The sequence below is a fragment of the Pseudarthrobacter sp. TAF60_1 genome, from assembly GCF_052113505.1.
GTDB lineage: Bacteria > Actinomycetota > Actinomycetes > Actinomycetales > Micrococcaceae > Arthrobacter.
This window is the reverse complement of record NZ_JBFRDI010000008.1, coordinates 39,104-55,307: the sequence shown is the minus strand read 5'-3', so window position 1 is coordinate 55,307 and position 16,204 is coordinate 39,104. Positions and strand designations below refer to the sequence as shown.

At 67.7% G+C, this 16,204-nt stretch carries 13 protein-coding genes; 5 read left to right on the top strand and 8 right to left on the bottom strand.

The genetic code is table 11. The features are described 5' to 3' along the window. Nucleotides 1-3: 3 nt before the first annotated feature. A complete protein-coding gene (locus AB4Y73_RS11010; RefSeq protein WP_441871473.1) occupies nt 4-705 on the bottom strand; it encodes a DsbA family protein in 702 nt (233 codons plus the stop codon). A 127-nt stretch (nt 706-832) separates the two neighbouring features. Between AB4Y73_RS11010 and AB4Y73_RS11005 the strand changes: the two genes are divergently transcribed. From AB4Y73_RS11005 to AB4Y73_RS10990, 4 genes are all read left to right on the top strand, one after another. Beyond that, a complete protein-coding gene (locus AB4Y73_RS11005; protein WP_441871472.1) occupies nt 833-1,792 on the top strand; it encodes a DMT family transporter in 960 nt (319 codons plus the stop codon). A 41-nt stretch (nt 1,793-1,833) separates the two neighbouring features. Next, entirely contained in the window at nt 1,834-2,262 is a 429-nt protein-coding gene (locus tag AB4Y73_RS11000) for a metallopeptidase family protein (RefSeq protein ID WP_441871471.1), read from the top strand. Between the two features lie 9 nt (nt 2,263-2,271). After that, nucleotides 2,272-3,192, top strand: coding sequence for a cation diffusion facilitator family transporter (locus AB4Y73_RS10995; protein ID WP_441871470.1), 921 nt, complete (start codon nt 2,272-2,274; stop codon nt 3,190-3,192). A 213-nt stretch (nt 3,193-3,405) separates the two neighbouring features. Then, a complete protein-coding gene (locus AB4Y73_RS10990) occupies nt 3,406-4,908 on the top strand; it encodes a C40 family peptidase (protein WP_441871469.1) in 1,503 nt (500 codons plus the stop codon). Nucleotides 4,909-4,956: 48 nt separating this feature from the next. Here AB4Y73_RS10990 and AB4Y73_RS10985 read toward each other — a convergent pair whose 3' ends face one another. The 5 genes from AB4Y73_RS10985 to AB4Y73_RS10965 all read right to left on the bottom strand — a co-directional run bounded on the left by AB4Y73_RS10985 (nt 4,957) and on the right by AB4Y73_RS10965 (nt 11,987). Continuing rightward, complete coding sequence (locus AB4Y73_RS10985; protein ID WP_441871468.1) at nt 4,957-5,868, bottom strand: ABC transporter permease; 912 nt, start codon at nt 5,866-5,868, stop codon at nt 4,957-4,959. Next, the gene (locus AB4Y73_RS10980; RefSeq protein WP_441871467.1) at nt 5,858-6,886 is read right to left on the bottom strand and encodes an ABC transporter ATP-binding protein; all 1,029 of its coding nucleotides are present in this window, start codon (nt 6,884-6,886) and stop codon (nt 5,858-5,860) included. The genes AB4Y73_RS10985 and AB4Y73_RS10980 overlap by 11 nt, the downstream gene beginning before the upstream one ends. After that, nucleotides 6,883-8,049, bottom strand: coding sequence for a hypothetical protein (locus AB4Y73_RS10975; RefSeq protein ID WP_441871466.1), 1,167 nt, complete (start codon nt 8,047-8,049; stop codon nt 6,883-6,885). The genes AB4Y73_RS10980 and AB4Y73_RS10975 overlap by 4 nt, the downstream gene beginning before the upstream one ends. A 100-nt stretch (nt 8,050-8,149) precedes the next feature. Continuing rightward, a complete protein-coding gene (locus AB4Y73_RS10970) occupies nt 8,150-10,870 on the bottom strand; it encodes a PEP/pyruvate-binding domain-containing protein (protein WP_441871702.1) in 2,721 nt (906 codons plus the stop codon). A gap of 79 nt (nt 10,871-10,949) precedes the next feature. After that, nucleotides 10,950-11,987, bottom strand: coding sequence for a universal stress protein (locus AB4Y73_RS10965; protein ID WP_441871465.1), 1,038 nt, complete (start codon nt 11,985-11,987; stop codon nt 10,950-10,952). A 444-nt stretch (nt 11,988-12,431) separates the two neighbouring features. On the opposite strand from AB4Y73_RS10965, the gene AB4Y73_RS10960 reads away from it, so the two are divergent. Next, entirely contained in the window at nt 12,432-13,070 is a 639-nt protein-coding gene (locus tag AB4Y73_RS10960; RefSeq protein ID WP_441871700.1) for an FAD-binding protein, read from the top strand. A gap of 16 nt (nt 13,071-13,086) precedes the next feature. Here AB4Y73_RS10960 and AB4Y73_RS10955 read toward each other — a convergent pair whose 3' ends face one another. Then, nucleotides 13,087-13,728, bottom strand: a complete 642-nt coding sequence (locus AB4Y73_RS10955) for a copper resistance CopC family protein (protein ID WP_441871464.1) — start codon at nt 13,726-13,728, stop codon at nt 13,087-13,089. Nucleotides 13,729-13,794: 66 nt separating this feature from the next. Beyond that, entirely contained in the window at nt 13,795-16,200 is a 2,406-nt protein-coding gene (locus AB4Y73_RS10950; protein ID WP_441871463.1) for an ATP-binding cassette domain-containing protein, read from the bottom strand. Nucleotides 16,201-16,204 lie beyond the last annotated feature (4 nt).

The following is a 16,204-nucleotide window of genomic DNA, read 5'->3' as shown; positions in this document are numbered from 1 at the left end:
CGGCTACTTCACCGCGGCCGCCAGCTTCTCCCGGAAATCCTGCTTGGTCGTCAACGTCAGCTTCTCGCCATTCAGGAAGAAAGTCGGGGTGCTTCTCACGCCCAAGGCCGTGCCGTCCGCAATGTCGGCGCGGATGCGTTCCTTCGTTTTCTCGTCAACCACTACAGCGTCGAACGCGGCAAGGTCGAGTCCAAGTCCCTGGGCGAAGGTCCGGAACAGCGGCCCCTGGGACTCGGTTTTTCCGTGCCACAGGTCCTGGGTTTCAAATAATTTTGCGGACATCGCTTCAAATTTTCCCTGCTGCGCAGCAGCTTCCACAGCGAGCGCGGCCGTGCCGGAGTTCGGATGCCCGGGCAACGGGAAGTAGCGGTTGACGAACGTGACCCTGTCGCCAAATTCCTGTTTCAGTTCCTCCACGAAGGGATGGACGGCGCGGCAGGCTTCGCATTCAAAGTCCAGGAATTCCACCAGCTGCGCCTTTTCCACCGCCGGGGCGGTGAGCCGGTGACTGTCCGTCCGGACCAGCTGTTCGGCGCCTGCAGCGCCTGTGGCAGGCGCTGGGGCCGCCGGGGGCTTGTTCAGCGTCAGCATCGCGTACCAGGCACCGCCTGCCAGGACAATGACACCGAGCAGGATCCAGATGACCAGGCGGATCCGTTTCGCCGGATCCGGCGCGGAGCCGCGGGAACTTGAAGCTGTGACCATGAATCGCATCCTAACCGGGACCGCGGTATCGCCCGCCCATTACGGGCCCCCACCCGCGGCGGGCACCTGACGAGACGTGACCGATTTCCGCCAGCTTCCAGCGGAGGCGCAGGGCTACATTGGCAGCATGGCTTCAACCTCCCCCACCGGCTCCAGGGCATCATCAGCACCTCACACGCGACAGGGCGGCGTCAGCGCCCGGGGAGTCGCAGCCGTGCTGGTCACGGTGGTGCTGTGGGCCTCGGCGTTCGTGGGAATCCGGGCGATCGGACCCAGCTTTTCCCCCGGTTCCCTGACGCTGGGCAGGTTGGCAGTTGCCGCCGTCGTACTCGGTGCCCTGGTGCTGCCGCAGCTGACGAAGAGCAAGATACTGCCGCGCGGCCGCGAATGGTGGCCGATCGTCGGGTACGGCGTGATGTGGTTCGGCGGTTACAATGTGGCGCTGAACGCGGCGGAGCACCTCCTGGACGCCGGCACCGCGGCCCTGCTGATCAACGTCAATCCCGTCCTCGTGGCCATCATGGCGGGCTTCGTCCTCAAGGAAGGCTTCCCCCGCTGGCTGATCATCGGCAGCCTCGTTGCCTTTGGCGGGGTGGCAATGATCGCGCTCGGATCCGGCGCGGCATCCGGCGAACGTTCGACGGCGGATGTTGCGGGCGTGCTGCTCTGCCTCCTTGCCGCGGTGCTCGCCGCTGTCAGTGTCATCATCCAGAAGCCGGTGCTGCGGAAGGTCCCGGCAGGCCAGGCAACGTGGTTCGGGATCATGGTGGGCGCACTCTGCTGCCTGCCATTTGCCGGACAACTGGTGTCCGAACTGCAGGCTGCCCCGTTGTCCGCAACGCTGGGGCTCGTGTACCTCGGCGTCTTCCCCACTGCGATCGCGTTCACCACGTGGGCCTACGCGCTCTCCCTCATCGACGCCGGGAAGCTGGCTGCCACCACGTATTTGGTGCCCGGAAGTACCATCCTGATCTCCTGGCTGCTCCTTAGCGAAGTCCCCTCCCTCTGGGGCCTCGTGGGCGGCGTGGTCTGCCTGATTGGGGTGGGCCTGACCCGCAGCCGGTCCCGTACTGCCGTCCGTCCTTGAGCACAGGCGGGAAGGGCGGAATTCCGCGCTACAGTCGGGAGATGCCCGCCAATCCGCCGCCCGGACTGCCCATCATCCCTGAGGGTCCCCACGAGCCGCTTCCCTTCGAGATGTCCGCTGACGACTTCGAAGCCGCTGTCACGGACGCCCTGGGCCTGATCCCGCCCAAGCTCGCAGCCGCCATGGACAACGTGGCCGTCTTTGTCGAAGACGACTATGTCCCGGGCCCTGGCGAAGACCTGGACACCGTCCTGCTGGGCCTCTATGAAGGCGTCCCCCTGACCGAGCGGGATTCCTGGTGGGACGCCGGTTCGCTGCCGGACCGGATCACTATATTCCGCCAGCCCATCCTGGACATCTGCACGTCCCGGGACGAGGTGATCCAGGAGGTGGCGGTGACGGTGGTGCACGAGATCGCCCACCACTTCGGCATCGATGACCACCGCCTGCATGAGCTTGGCTGGGACTAGCCTGTAGTCATGGGACACGACCACAGCCACACTCACGGCATCACGGCGACGGGCAGGCACCGCAAACGGCTCATCGCCGTCCTGGCCATCACCCTGACGGTTGTCCTGATCCAGGTTGTAGGCGCGGCCCTGTCCGGATCGCTGGCGCTGCTGGCCGATGCCGGCCACATGCTGTCCGACGCGGCAGGCGTGACCATCGCGCTTCTGGCGGCCTGGATCGCCGGACGGCCCGCGAGCGACCAGCGGACCTACGGTTACCAGCGCGCGGAGGTCCTCGCCGCCCTTGCCAACGCGCTCATCCTGATTGTCATCTCCGTGGTCATCTTCACCGAGGCCATCCGGCGGATCGGGTCGACGCCCGAAGTGCACACCGACATCATGCTCTTCGCGGCCATCCTGGGCGCGGTTGCCAACCTGGTGTCACTGCTGATCCTGCACGGCGCGCACCAGGACAGCCTCAATGTGCGCGGCGCCTACCTTGAAGTGCTCGGCGACCTGCTGGGCTCCTTCGCCGTCATAGTCGCGGCGGTGATCATCATGTTCACGGGCTACCAGGCGGCCGATACCATCGCGTCGGTCCTCATTGCCCTGATGATCCTCCCGCGCGCGTGGAACCTGCTCCGCGATGTAGTGGACGTGCTCCTGGAAGCCACCCCCAAAGGCGTGGAGGTGCAGATGATCCGCGAACACATCCTCAGCGTCGACGGCGTGGTGGACGTCCATGACATCCACATCTGGACCATTACCTCGGGCGTGCCGGTGTTTTCCGCCCATGTGGTGGTGGAGGACGGCGTGCTGAACGCCCGGGGCGCAGACCAGGTCCTGGACAAGCTCACGGCGTGCCTCGGCTCCCACTTCGACACCGAGCACTGCACCTTCCAACTCGAGCCCGCGAGCCATTCCGAGCACGAATCGCACCAGCACGCCTAAGACCTCCCCCGCTGATGCCCTCGGGACTAGGCAGACACGCCGACGCTGGTTGTGGCGAAATAACACTGTTGTTGTTTATGTTATTGATGTGACTCCTGTTGCTAAAGTGCAATATGTCACGTAGCCTCTGACTGCTGGGGGATCAGCAGAGGGGCATTTTGTGCCGCCACCAGACCTCGCCCGCCAGCCTTACTATGCTGCGAGGTTCTGAGAATGGGTTTGTCCGGGTCCGGCCTGAAGGCCATCGTGCTGTGTACCGCCGTCGTGCTTTCCGGAACACTCGCCCTCCCTGCCCAGGCATCGCCAACGGCAATGGCGCCCGTCATCCAGCGTCCCGCGTCACCAGACGTGCCCTCCGCCGAGGACATCGCCGCGGCGAAGTCCAGTGAAAGCGCGACGGCGGACCAGGTCACGGCCATCGAGCGACTCCTGGCGGATGCCGCCGGCGCGCAGCAGGTCACCTTCGCGCTGACGCTGCAGGCAAACAACGCCTACAGCGAGGCGCTGGTGGAACTGCAGACCCGCCGGAGCGCGGCAGACGTTGCCACCGCGCGGGCAGAGGCGGCGCTGCAGACACAGGACAAGACCCGCAAACAGGTGGGCCAACTGGCCGGAGGCCTCTACCGCAACGGCGGCCTGAACCCGACGCTCACCACCTTCGTCAGCGGCAATGGTGAGGCGCTCCAGCAGGCCGCAACCTTGGAGGCCATTTCGGCCAGCCGCAGCCGGGCCTTCGAATCCGCGGAGACAGCGGCTGCCGCGGCGCAATCGCTCACCGCCGCCGCCCAGGACGCAAACCGGGCCGCCGACGACGCCGCCAAAACCGCCGAAGCCCGCAAGGCCGAGGCCGAAGGAGCCAACGCAGCCCAGGTCCGGGCAGTGACCGACGCGCGGGCCCAGCGCACCGTTCTGGTGGACCAGCTGGCGCAGCTGAGGAACACCACCGTGGCACTGGAATCCGCCCGGGTGGACGAACTCGACCGGCAACGCGAAGAGGCCACGCTCGCGGCCATCACCGCGGCTGCGGCACAGGGTGCGCCCGGCCAGTCGGTTGGCACTTCCGCTGCGTCGGGCGGAACCCCTCCGGACCGGAATGCCATTCAGGCGCCGGCGGCCCCGCGGTCTGTGCCGACACCAGCTCCCGCGCCTGCCCCTGCCCCTGCTCCCGCCCCGGCACCAGCACCGGCTCCTGCGCCCGCCCCAGCACCCGCGCCAGCGCCAGCACCCGCACCCGCACCGGCTCCTGCCCCCGCCCCAGCACCCGCACCAGCTCCTGCGCCCGCCCCAGCACCAGCTCCCGCGCCAGCACCCGCCCCAGCACCAGCTCCCGCGCCAGCACCCGGCGGCTCGGTGGAGACTGCCATCTCGGTGGCGCTGTCAAAGACGGGGTCGCCCTACTTCTACCAGTACGGCGGGACCGGCCCCACCGGTTTTGACTGCTCCGGCCTGGTCCAGACTGCGTTCGCCGCGGCCGGCAAATACCTGCCCCGCACCGCTGCCCAGCAATACGCGGCTGCTCCGGTACACGTGCCTCTTTCCGAGGCCCGGCGCGGCGACCTGTTGGTCTGGGGTTCGGCCCCGGGCTTTTATCACGTCGCCATCTACCTTGGCAACGGCCAGGTGGTGCAGGCACTCAACCCCGATGAGGGCATCGGGGTCACCCAGCTGAGCCGGATGGCCGGAATGCAGCTCTACCCCTACGCCGCGCGCTACTAAGGTTCATACTCCAAGCGGGCGCGCACTCCGACCACAGGGTTTCCTGCCTCAGGACAGGATGTCCTTGGTGACGAACCGGGCATAGGCGAGCGCTCCGAACACAGCCATGTACCCGGCCTGCAGCAGGGCATTGTTCGCGAAGGAGTCCCACACCACCGGCTGGCGCATGACATCCGCGAACCCGAACCAGTAGTGCGTGAACAGCCACGGGTGCAGCCACTCAAGCTGCGGCAGCTGGTCGGCGATCTGGGACGCCACGGATACCACCACTGTTGCCGCCATCGCCCCGACCGGAACCACGGTCAGGGTGGACAGGAACAGCCCGATCGCCGACAACCCGGCAAGGGACACCGCCAGATACGCCGCGATCAGGACAAGCCGTAGCGCTGCCTCCGGCGGCTGGACCACGTCGCCGGAGAGAAGGGTCACGGGCCCGATCGGGAACAGGGCGGCTCCGATCGCTGCTCCGGCGAGGGCCACCGTGAGGGGAGCGGCGAGGCAGAAAGCCAGCGCACCGGCGTACTTCACCAGCAGCAGCCGGACGCGGCCGGCGGGCGCCACCAGCAGGTACCGCAGGGTGCCCAGGCTCGCCTCGCCCGCGATGGTATCGCCCGCCACCACCCCGATGGTCAGGGGCAGGAACAGCGGCACCGCCACGAGCATCGCAGTGACGGCCACGAACACCCCGTTCTGCGTGATCCGGTCCAGGAATGCCGGCCCGCGGCCGGGAGGAACGGTCGACGAGAGCCTGACGGCGACGGCGATCAGTACCGGTATTGCGGCCAAGGCCGCCAGCATCGCCCAGGTCCGGCGACGACGGAAAAGCGTGGTCAGTTCAGACGCGAGCAGGGACAGGCCGGACGTGGCGGCCGGTGCACTTCCGGGGGCCGGTGCACTCGCGGGATCTGCAGCCCCGTCAGCACTGCCAGCAGGGTCAGCACTGGTGACTTCACTGGGCAACGTCGAACCCCTCCCCCGTCAGGGCAACAAAGCGGTCCTCCAGGCTTTCGCGCTCAACTGAAAAGCCGCGGACACGCACCCCAGCCGCCACGAGCCCGGCAACAATGTCTTCCGGATGGGGCAAGTCCGGCTCTGGCGGCTGTTGCACGTTACCCGCGGCAGTCGCCGCACTCGCCGCCGGGGCAGCAACTGCCGCCCCGGCGGTGACCACTTCGCCGTCCACACCGTCCCCGCGCTCCGTAGTCATGCCCAACCGCAGCAGGACCTCACAGGCGGTGCCGGCGTCGGGCGTTAACAGCCGGATCCGCATGTCGCCGCCCCGGCGGAGCTCCTCAAGCGGCCCCTGGGCGACCAGCCGGCCGGCACTCATGATCGCCGCGTGCGTGCAGATCTGTTCCACTTCGGCCAGCAGGTGGCTGGAGACGAAGACAGTGGCGCCGTCGGCGGCGAGGGAGCGGACCAGGCTGCGCACCTCACGCGTGCCCTGCGGGTCCAGGCCGTTGGTGGGCTCATCCAGTACCAGCAACTCGCGTGGCGACAGCAGCGCGTTGGCGATCCCGAGCCGCTGCTTCATGCCCAGCGAATAGGCGTGCACCCGTTTGCCGGCGGCGTGCGAGAGCCCCACCCGCTCAAGCGCTGCCGCCACGCGCGCGTTCCTGGTGCCCGGCGTTCCATACCGGCTTGCAGCGTCGAACCGGTGCAAATTGGCGGTGCCGGAGAGAAAGGGATAAAACGCCGGCCCCTCCACCAGCGCACCCACGCGAGGCAGCACCTCCTGCAGGCGATGGGGCATCGGCATACCGAGGACGCTGACAGTTCCGGCGGACGCCGCGGCGAGGCCAAGCAGCATCCGGATAGTGGTTGTTTTGCCGGATCCATTGGGCCCCAGGAATCCGAAGACGGCGCCGTGGGGCACGGCAAGATCCACATCGTTCACCGCCACCTGGCGGCCGAACCGTTTAGTCAGGCCCCGCGTTTCGATGGTCAGACCGGCAGCAGTGCTGCCGGCCGCGCTCACGCTGCGCCGGCGGCGGCTTCAAGCCGCTCCGCCGGAACCATCCCCACAAAGATCCTGCCGTCGTCGGTCAGCAGGACGTTGACCAGCGCCGTGGACAGGAGCCGCCCGCCGGGTACGACGCCGGCGGCCTGGGACAGGAGCGGGTCCTTCAGAATCGTTTCGGTCAACTGAGCGCCCTGTCCATCAGGTGCCGCCGGGAACCCCACCACAGATTCCCAGCCCGTGCCGGTCACAGTGGGCGTGGGGCCGTCATGATGCCGCAGCTTAGCTGCGTCGCCCGGGACATGGTCCGGGCTGCCCATTCCGGGCTTCCCGGGGAGGCCGGACATGGGCGGGACGGCAGGCGCCTGCAGCTGTTTGACCGTGGCTCCCGGCGGGGCCACGAAGTTGAACGTGGCATCCTCAGGGGCAGCAAGGGACAGGCTGGTGAACCCTGCCTCGAAGGCGGGTTTCACTTGGCCCCGGGCGGACACCGTCACCCTGAGCGGCATGCCGGTCTGGCCGTCGACGGCGATGGCCACCTTCGCGAGCAGGGTCCCGTCGGTGCGCGGTGCGAGCTCCAGGCTGTAGGCGGACCGGCCGGCCACCTGCACCTCGGGGCCAACGGTCACAGCCGTGGAGCTGTCAACCTTGGCGAGGAACTTCGCGGCCAGGTCTTCCGGGGTGGGGAAGGCCTTCGTTGGCTGGTCCGAAGTGGACCCGTCGTGGCCCGGCAGGTCCTTGGCGACGGCTGGCAGGGTCAGGTGGGCGGCGGAGTTGTCCTTGGAGTTATAGAACCAGACCTCCTGGTCGCGCCGGATGACATCGCGTTCGGCCAACCGGTCCATCACCTGGACGCGCATTTTGGCGGGGCCGTCCATAAAAATGCGGGCAGTGTGCTCGCCGGTCAGGAGTTCGATGATCGATGCCGGGCCGCCTGCTGAAGCGGGCCCTGAGGTGGGGGCACCGGCCGGCAGTTCGGGCAGCCCAAGGTTGGAGACCTGCTCAACGGTGCCGGAAAACGTCTTGGTGTTGTGCTGCCCCAACAACGTGAGGACCTCGGCCGGAGACTTCTCCGGCAACGGATCACCCGCCCGCGCGGGAATGGATCCCACCAGCACACCGGCGGCGATCAAGGCGGGTACAGCTGCGGCCGGCACCCAGCGCTTCCATGCGCGGTTCATGCCCGGCCCGCTTCATCGTTGGAGCCCATACGTTCAGGTTACGCCTGCGGACGCCTGCGCACACCCCCGGAGGGACGGCACCGCAGACGGCACCCGAGGGTTACGAAGGCACCACGGTTCCCGCGCCGCCGTCGACCGTTATCTGCTGGCCCGTGGCAAGCCGCAAGGTAGCATCCGGGACGCCCACCACCGCCGGGATGCCGTACTCGCGTGCCACGACGGCGCCATGGGAGTTGGGCCCGCCCATCTCCATCACGAGGCCGCCCGCAGTGAGGAAGAGCGGGGTCCAGCCAGGGTCCGTGGACGGCGCCACCAGGATTTCGCCCGGTTCAAGATGGGCGCCCACCGGATCCAGGATGACGCGGGCAGCGCCCGTGACCGTCCCGGCAGACGCCGGGCTGCCGGTCAGCATTCCTGCCTCCGCCGGCTGTCCCGAACTGCCGGCAGGCTGCACCGCCTCCGGTTCTGTGCCGTCCGAAAGCAGGACCCGCGGCACATGCCGCCGCGCCAACTCCACGTCATACGCCGCACGCCGTTCTGCCACCAGGCCGCGCAGGTCAACATGGCCTGTTCCCGGCTGCCCGCCGGGGCCGCCCTCCGCGACCCTGCGGAGCCCTGCCCTGGCTTCTTCGAGGTTCAGGAAGAAGACGTCATCCGGTGTGTCCAAAGCACCGGCAGCCGTGAGCGCCGTTCCGACCAGCACCAGTTGCTTACGGACTTCGTCAAGTGCCACCACCAGCTGGAACTTGGGCAGTTCCCGTAGGCCGGTAAACAGCCTCGCGCGCCGCAGAGCTGATTCAACCACAGCACCCCGGAGCCGCCCCCGGCCGCGCGCCTCCGCAACAAGCCGCCCGATCTGGGCTTCGGCTTCCTCGGCGGCGTTGCTGAACTGGACGTCCGGCGGGACGGCGCCGGCAGGGAGCCGCAGATAGTTGGCCAACACGCCAAAGATCTGCCGGGGATCGTCGGACCAGCGCGGCATTCCGACGTCGATCTCGGCCACCGCGCGGTGCCCGTACTGATCCATGAACCGCGCCAGTCCGGCCTGCAGCACGGAGGGCAGCTGGCCTGCCCTGAAATCCTCGGCGAGCTCGGCGGCTTTCCGTTCGGTCATGGCGGTGCGGGACCCGCCGTCGTTCCTTATCACCTGGGCGAGGCGCCACAGTTCCAGGTCCATCTCGGTGGTCACATTGTTGGGAAGCCCGCGGAGGACCACCTGCAGGTCATCCCACCTGCCACCGCCCAGCAGCTTCCCGACCAGCCCGAGCGCGGCAAAACCCAGCGCCGGGAGGGGGATGATGGATGGCACCACCGAAAAGAGTCGAACGCTGAGGATGTATTCAGCATGGTCGAGCCGCTGCAGCGGGGTGGCACCAGCCGGAGGCTGAAGGGAGTTGCCGAATTCGCGCGCCTGCCGGTTGGCACGGCGGAGCGCCGCGTTCGGCCGCAGGGCTGCCCGGAAGAGTGTCTCCGGCACCCGAGCGCGCGCCGCGACGGGCACCACGTGCTGCAGCAGACCCAGCGGAGTTCGCCGGGTCACGGAAAACCGCGGGTCCTCGAAGATCTTTCGCAGCACGGTGGCTGAGCGCGCTTCCATCACGTCAAAGACCCTGGGCACGATCCGCCGGCCAGTGGTGCTGCGGGCAACAGCAGTCAGGTCGAAGTAGATGCGCTGGCCGGCCTCGGCGTAGGGTGACGGACCGTTGTGTGGGCGGGGCACGTCGAAGTTCGCAGCGCGGGCCACGGACGAGGCGATCAGCCGGAATGCGGCCAGGCCCATCGGCGTGATGGGGCGGGTCAGGCCCTGCGCGAGGCTGAGGCACAGATACACGCGCGTCCCGCCCGGCGCCGCTCCCCCGGCCGCCGCAGCTTTGTCCGCTGCCCGCTGGGGAATCGGGAACAGGGTGGTGATGGGCCGCGACTGCGTCAGCCACAGGCGTCCGGCGGCGTCGATGGCCCATTCGATGTCCTGCGGTGCGCCGAAGTGCTGCTCCACGCGAAGGCCAAGGACGGCGAGCTCGGCCGCCTGCCGGTCCGTGAGGCATGCCGCAACGCCACCGTTACTGACGGCCACTGTGCGGGTGCCGCCGCCGGAGATCGGCCGGACGGCGATGCGTTTGTCCCCCAGACGCCGTTCCAGGATCCGCCCGCTGACCGGATCAACCACAAAATGGTCCGGATTCACCGCTCCGGACACCACCGCTTCCCCGAGGCCCGTGCTGGCATCGATGACCGCCTGCTCCCGGCGGTTAGTCAGGGGGTTCGCCGTAAACAGCACCCCCGCGGCCGTTGCATCCACCATGCGCTGGACCACCACGGCGAGGGCCACCGCGGCGGGGTCGATCCCTCGGGTGGCCCGGTAGCTGACCGCCCGGTCAGTCCACAGCGACGCCCAGCAGTCCCGCACCGCCTCCACCACGGCGCCAGCACCCACCACGTTAAGGTAGGTGTCCTGCTGCCCGGCGAAGCTCGCAGACGGGAGGTCTTCGGCAGTCGCCGAGGACCGCACTGCCACCGGCACGTCGTTCCCCAGCGCCGCGTAGGCGGCCTCAATGGCGGCTGCGATGTCCGGCGGGACGGGAGCGGCCCGGATGACATCGCGCGCCTGGCCTGCCAGCGCGGCCAAGGCCGGAAGGTCGCCGTCGTTGGTGGATTTCAGGGCCTCGTGGACCGCGGCGAGCTGGCCGGCGCTTCCCTCTGCATGGCTGGCGGTGGCTTGGCGGTAGGCCGCCGTCGTCAGGCAGAATCCGCCCGGGACCGGCAGTCCGGCGGCCAGCAGCTCGCCAAGGTTGGCCGCTTTGCCCCCGACGACGGGCACCATTGCGGCCGTGACAGCCTCCAGCCCGATGGTTGAGGACCCGCCAGCCACTTTCCTGCCGTCCTTCTTCGAAGGCCGGCGGTCAGGCTGCGCCGAGAGCCGGGCCAAACTTCGCCCTGTCCGCCAGCCGCGGATCATCCCGGTCCGGCACCACCATGACCGGTCCCTTGGTGTGGTGCAGGACCCCGTCCGAGGTGGAACCCAGCAACATGCCCGTGAACCCGCCCCGGCCGCGCGTGCCCACCACGACAAGTTCCGCGTGCCTGCTGGCTTCCACCAGGACATCAACGGCCGAGCCGTCCCTCACTTCCGACTCCACCGGAAGGTTCGGGTAGTGGCTCTTCAGCCAGGCCTTCCCGGCTTCGAGCTGTTCACGGATGTCCTCAAACAGGGCCTGCCGGTCCATCGGGGCCGGCACCCACGCCAGCGACCCGCTGAACTGCGGCACGGCACAGATTACCCGCAGGGTTGCCCCGAGCCGTTCAGCCTGGTCCGCGGCTTCCAGCACGGCCACCCTGGCCTGTTCGGACCCGTCCACCCCCACCACCACGACGTTCTCAACCCGTTTGTGCCCCTCCTTGGCCTGCTCGGCCCGGACACGCTTGTCGTCCGTGGTTTCACCCAGCCGGTCCGAACAGATAAGGGGCACAGTTACCGTGGGGCACTTCGCGTGGGCGGGGAGGGCACTGCTCACCGAGCCCAGCAGGCGGCCCACAAATCCGCCGCGGCCGCGCGTGCCGAACACCAGCAGCTCCGCCGTTTCCGACATCTCCAGGAGCACGCCCGAGGCGTCACCGTTCTCCACGGAGGCATCGACGTCGATGTTGTAGCCGGCAACCTTGTCCATCGCCTGCTGGATGATGGCTTCCGCTCCCTCGCGGATCACCGAGTCATCCACTGTGGCGTAGCCGCCGTCCAGCCCGGACGCAGCGAAGATCGGCACTGAGTACGCGGTGACAATGTGCAAGGGCCGACGGCGGCGTTCGGCTTCCCGGGCGGCCCATACGAGGGCGCACTGGCCGTGGTCGGATCCGTCTACACCTACAACGATTCCCTTGGGAGCGGCGGAGCTGGCCACATGGCTCCGTTCCGGGTCCGGTTGCATCTCATGTGCGCCCATCGGGCCGCCTCCTCGCGGTACTGCCTCATATTCCGGCTGGTGTTCCGGCTGGTGTTCCGGCCATTCTGCCAGAAGCTGAGCGCTCCACCAGCACCGGTCGCAGGGACATTGCGGCTGGTCAGGAACACGTTGCTTCCATTTATCACTATTCTCGGTCCTTGAACACTTAGCAAGGGCGCCGCAGCCGGGTGCGGATGGTTATCCACAGCCCATGGCAACCGGTTCGGCAACCGTGTCCATCGTTAAGAAGAATGTTTCCAAATGGGCTATCGCCGGACACCAATTTTCTGTAGTCTTCGAGGCACTGCCGGTCCGTTGATGCCCTCCGCACGAGTGCGTCGCGGGCCGCTGTTGCGGCCGGACTTTGGGGGGTGCGGCAACGCGGGCGGGCAAGGATGCCTGCATCAACCGAATGCCTTAAGGAGGAGAACTGTAGTGTCAACCATGCCTGTGACTGGCGGGACCGAGCGGACCACCACGGTGATCATCGGCACAGGGCTTTCCGGGCTCGCCGTCGGCGCAGAACTGCGGCGGCGCGGCGTGGACGCCATAGTAGTGGACGGACTGGACATCCTCGGCGCCGGGCAACCGGCCAATACCACTTCACTGCAGCGCTGCGACGCAGCGGACTCCGACTCCCTCCGGGAACGCAACGAAATCCTCCGGCATCTGCGCAACTATGCCGCCAGCCATCAGATGGATGTCCGCAACACCACGCGGGCCGTTCAGCTGACCATGGTGGGCGGCGCTCCCGGTACCCCGGACGCGCCTGCTGCGGAGCCGGCCGCCGGCAAGTGGGAGGTCCACACCCCCAACGGCATCCTGTTGGCGGACCACATCGTGCTTACCCGCTGTGCCCACAGCCAGCTGCGCCGCATGCTGAGCGATTTCGGCATCACGGTGGGCCGCAACCTCGTGGCAGCCATGCGGACCATTGGCATCTACCTTGTGGGTGTGGGCGACCTGATTACGCCCTCGCCGAAGGAAGTGCTGCGGCAGGCAAAAACCGTGGGCCAGGCCATCTCAGCCAAGGTTTACCCGGAGGCCGGCCAGGACATCATGTCGGGAAGCTTCGCCGTCTAGGACGTTCAGCCCGCGTCTACGGTTCCTCGGTGTCGTCGTCGCTGCCGGCGCTAAGCCGGCGCTTGGCCAGGATGCCGATCGTCACCAGCAGCCCCAGGGCCACGGCGGCAAAGATCACCAGGCTCCACGGAAACGGTTCTGACGCATCAACTGCCGGTTCCGGCGCCACTGTAACTCCCGGCTGGGGGGTGCCCATGCCGGGAACACCGGCGGACGCCGTCGGACCGGCGCCCGCACCGGCTGTTGAAACGCCCGACGGCGAGGCCCCCGAAGCGGCGGCCGTTGCCGTAAAGCCGAACGTCCCCTCAATGGGGTGCGAATCCGAACTGACCACGCGCCAGGCCACGGTGTAAGCCCCCGCCGGAGCGCCCGCCTTCAGTTTCTGCGAAGCCACGTTGTCGAGAATTTCGACCGCCCCGTCAGCCCACTCGGCGCCAGCGGAGTCCTTCACCGAAAACTGTGCGCCGATCCCCAACGGGTTCTTGGTGAACGTGACGGAGACTTTCTCAGGCGGCGCTTCCAGCGTGGCGCCCTGGGCGGGGCTGCTGGACTCAGCGGTGTCGTGCGCCAAAGCCGGGGCGGAGAACCCCAGCAGCGCGGCGGCGAAAACGAAGGTCCCAAGCAGGACACTCAGCAACTGGCGGCGGATGGATCGCATGGGTGGACTGCTCCCTAAAAAGATGGCTTCCTTTCAAGCCTAGTCCGCCCGGCCTAAGCGCCCACCCTAACCGTCCGTTTGGCCACCGACGTAGAGGGCGAGGTGCTTGCCGGTGAGCGTCGACTTCGCGGCCACCAGCTCGGCGGGAGTGCCCTCGAAAACCACCTTGCCGCCGTCGTGCCCTGCGCCGGGACCCAGGTCGATGATCCAGTCAGCATGCGCCATGACTGCCTGGTGGTGCTCAATGACGAGCACCGATTTGCCGGAGTCCACCAGGCGGTCCAGGAGGCCCAGCAGGTTCGCGACGTCCGCCAGGTGCAGGCCTGTGGTCGGCTCGTCCAGGACGTAGACGTCGCCCTTCTCCGCCATCTGCGTGGCCAGCTTGACGCGCTGCCGCTCGCCGCCGGACAGCGTGGTGAGCGGCTGGCCAAGCGTGAGGTAGCCGAGCCCCACATCCACCAGCCGGTTCAGAATCTTGTGGGCCGCCGGTGTCTTGGCCTCCCCTTCGCCGAAGAACACCTCAGCCTCGGTCATCGACATTGAGAGCACTTCGGAGATGTTGCGTCCGCCCAGTTTGTATTCCAGGACCGAGGCCTGGAAGCGGCGGCCCTCACAGTCCTCGCACATGGACTCGACGGTGGCCATGACCCCCAGTTCGGTGAAGATAACCCCCGCGCCGTTGCAGGTGGGGCAGGCGCCCTCGGAGTTGGAGCTGAACAGGGCCGGCTTGACGCCGTTGGCCTTGGCGAACGCCTTGCGGATCGGCTCGAGCAGGCCCGTATATGTTGCGGGGTTGCTGCGGCGCGAGCCCTTGATGGCGCCCTGGTCGATCACCACCACGCCGTCGCGGCCGGCCACCGAGCCGTGGATCAGCGAGCTCTTGCCCGAACCAGCCACGCCCGTGATGACGCACAGCACGCCGAGCGGAACGTCGACGTCGACGTCCTTGAGGTTATGCGTGGAGGCGCCCCGGACCTCCATGGCGCCGGCGGCTTTGCGCGTTGCCGGCTTGACCGCGGCCCGGTCATCCAGGTGGCGTCCGGTGATGGTGTCGCTGGACCGCAACCCCTCCACGCTGCCCTCGAAGCAGACACTGCCGCCCCTGGTGCCGGCGCCCGGGCCGAGGTCAACCACGTGGTCTGCGATGGCGATGGTCTCCGGCTTATGCTCCACCACCAGCACCGTGTTGCCCTTGTCGCGCAGCTGCAGCAGCAACTGGTTCATCCGTTCGATGTCATGCGGGTGGAGGCCGATGGTGGGCTCATCGAAGACATAGGTGACGTCCGTGAGGGACGAGCCCAAGTGCCGGATCATCTTGGTGCGCTGGGCCTCGCCGCCGGACAGCGTGCCGGCCGGCCGGTCCAGGGAAAGGTAGCCCAGCCCGATCTCGGAGAACGAGTCGAGCAGGTGCTGCAGGCCCTTGAGCAGCGGCGCCACCGACGGCTCCTTCAGGTCCCGGACCCAGCCGGCGAGGTCGGTGATCTGCATCTTGCAGAGGTCGGCAATGTTCTTGCCCTGGATCTTTGCGGACCGGGCCTCGGCGCTGAGCCGCGTGCCCTCGCACTCGGGGCAGGCCTGGAAGGTGATGGCACGCTCCACGAAAGCCCGGATGTGGGGCTGCATGGCGTCCACGTCCTTGGAGAGCATGGACTTCTGGATCTTGGGGATCAGGCCTTCGTAGGTGAGGTTGATGCCTTCCACCTTGATCTTCGTGGGTTCCTTGTACAGAAGATCGTGCATTTCCTTCTTGGTGTACTTCGCGATGGGTTTGTCCATGTTGAAGCCGGCACCGCTGAAGATGCGGCCGTACCAGCCGTCCATGCTGTACCCGGGGACGGTCAGGGCGCCCCCGGCAAGTGACTTGCTGTCATCAAAGAGTGCCGTGAGGTCGAAGTCGGACACGGAGCCCATGCCCTCACAGCGCGGACACATGCCACCGAGGTAGACGGCGTTCTGCACCACGCTCTTATCCACCCGGCCGCCGGCCTTTTCGGTGCTCATCACACCGCTGGCCTTGCGGGTGGGCACGTTGAACGAGAATGCCGTGGGCGGGCCCACCTGCGGGGTGCCCAGCCGGCTGAAGAGGATCCGGAGCATCGCGTTCGCGTCCGTGGCGGTACCCACCGTGGAGCGGGGGTTCGCGCCCATCCGCTCCTGGTCAACGATGATCGCCGTGGTCAGCCCCTCAAGGCGGTCCACATCGGGCCGGGCCAGGTTGGGCATGAACCCCTGCACAAAGGCACTGTAGGTCTCGTTGATCATCCGCTGCGACTCGGCCGCGATGGTGGCAAACACGAGGGAACTCTTGCCCGAGCCGGACACACCGGTGAACACCGTGAGCCGCCGCTTGGGGATGTCGATGCTGATGTCCTTGAGGTTGTTCTCCCGGGCGCCCTGCACACTGATCAGGTCATGGCTGTCGGCCACGTGCGCCGCGGGGAGCTGCTCGTCTGTGGTGGTGGCAGTGGTCATCGTG

Excerpts from the sequence above, each read along its gene's own strand:
- AB4Y73_RS11010 (WP_441871473.1), bottom strand. The coding sequence starts at position 705 with ATGGTCACAGCTTCAAGTTCCCGCGGCTCCGCGCCGGATCCGGCGAAA.
- AB4Y73_RS11005 (WP_441871472.1), top strand. The coding sequence starts at position 833 with ATGGCTTCAACCTCCCCCACCGGCTCCAGGGCATCATCAGCACCTCAC.
- AB4Y73_RS11000 (WP_441871471.1), top strand. The coding sequence starts at position 1,834 with ATGCCCGCCAATCCGCCGCCCGGACTGCCCATCATCCCTGAGGGTCCC.
- AB4Y73_RS10995 (WP_441871470.1), top strand. The coding sequence starts at position 2,272 with ATGGGACACGACCACAGCCACACTCACGGCATCACGGCGACGGGCAGG.
- AB4Y73_RS10990 (WP_441871469.1), top strand. The coding sequence starts at position 3,406 with ATGGGTTTGTCCGGGTCCGGCCTGAAGGCCATCGTGCTGTGTACCGCC.
- AB4Y73_RS10975 (WP_441871466.1), bottom strand. The coding sequence starts at position 8,049 with ATGAACCGCGCATGGAAGCGCTGGGTGCCGGCCGCAGCTGTACCCGCC.
- AB4Y73_RS10970 (WP_441871702.1), bottom strand. The coding sequence starts at position 10,870 with ATGGTGCCCGTCGTCGGGGGCAAAGCGGCCAACCTTGGCGAGCTGCTG.
- AB4Y73_RS10965 (WP_441871465.1), bottom strand. The coding sequence starts at position 11,987 with ATGGGCGCACATGAGATGCAACCGGACCCGGAACGGAGCCATGTGGCC.
- AB4Y73_RS10960 (WP_441871700.1), top strand. The coding sequence starts at position 12,432 with ATGCCTGTGACTGGCGGGACCGAGCGGACCACCACGGTGATCATCGGC.
- AB4Y73_RS10955 (WP_441871464.1), bottom strand. The coding sequence starts at position 13,728 with ATGCGATCCATCCGCCGCCAGTTGCTGAGTGTCCTGCTTGGGACCTTC.
- AB4Y73_RS10950 (WP_441871463.1), bottom strand. The coding sequence starts at position 16,200 with ATGACCACTGCCACCACCACAGACGAGCAGCTCCCCGCGGCGCACGTG.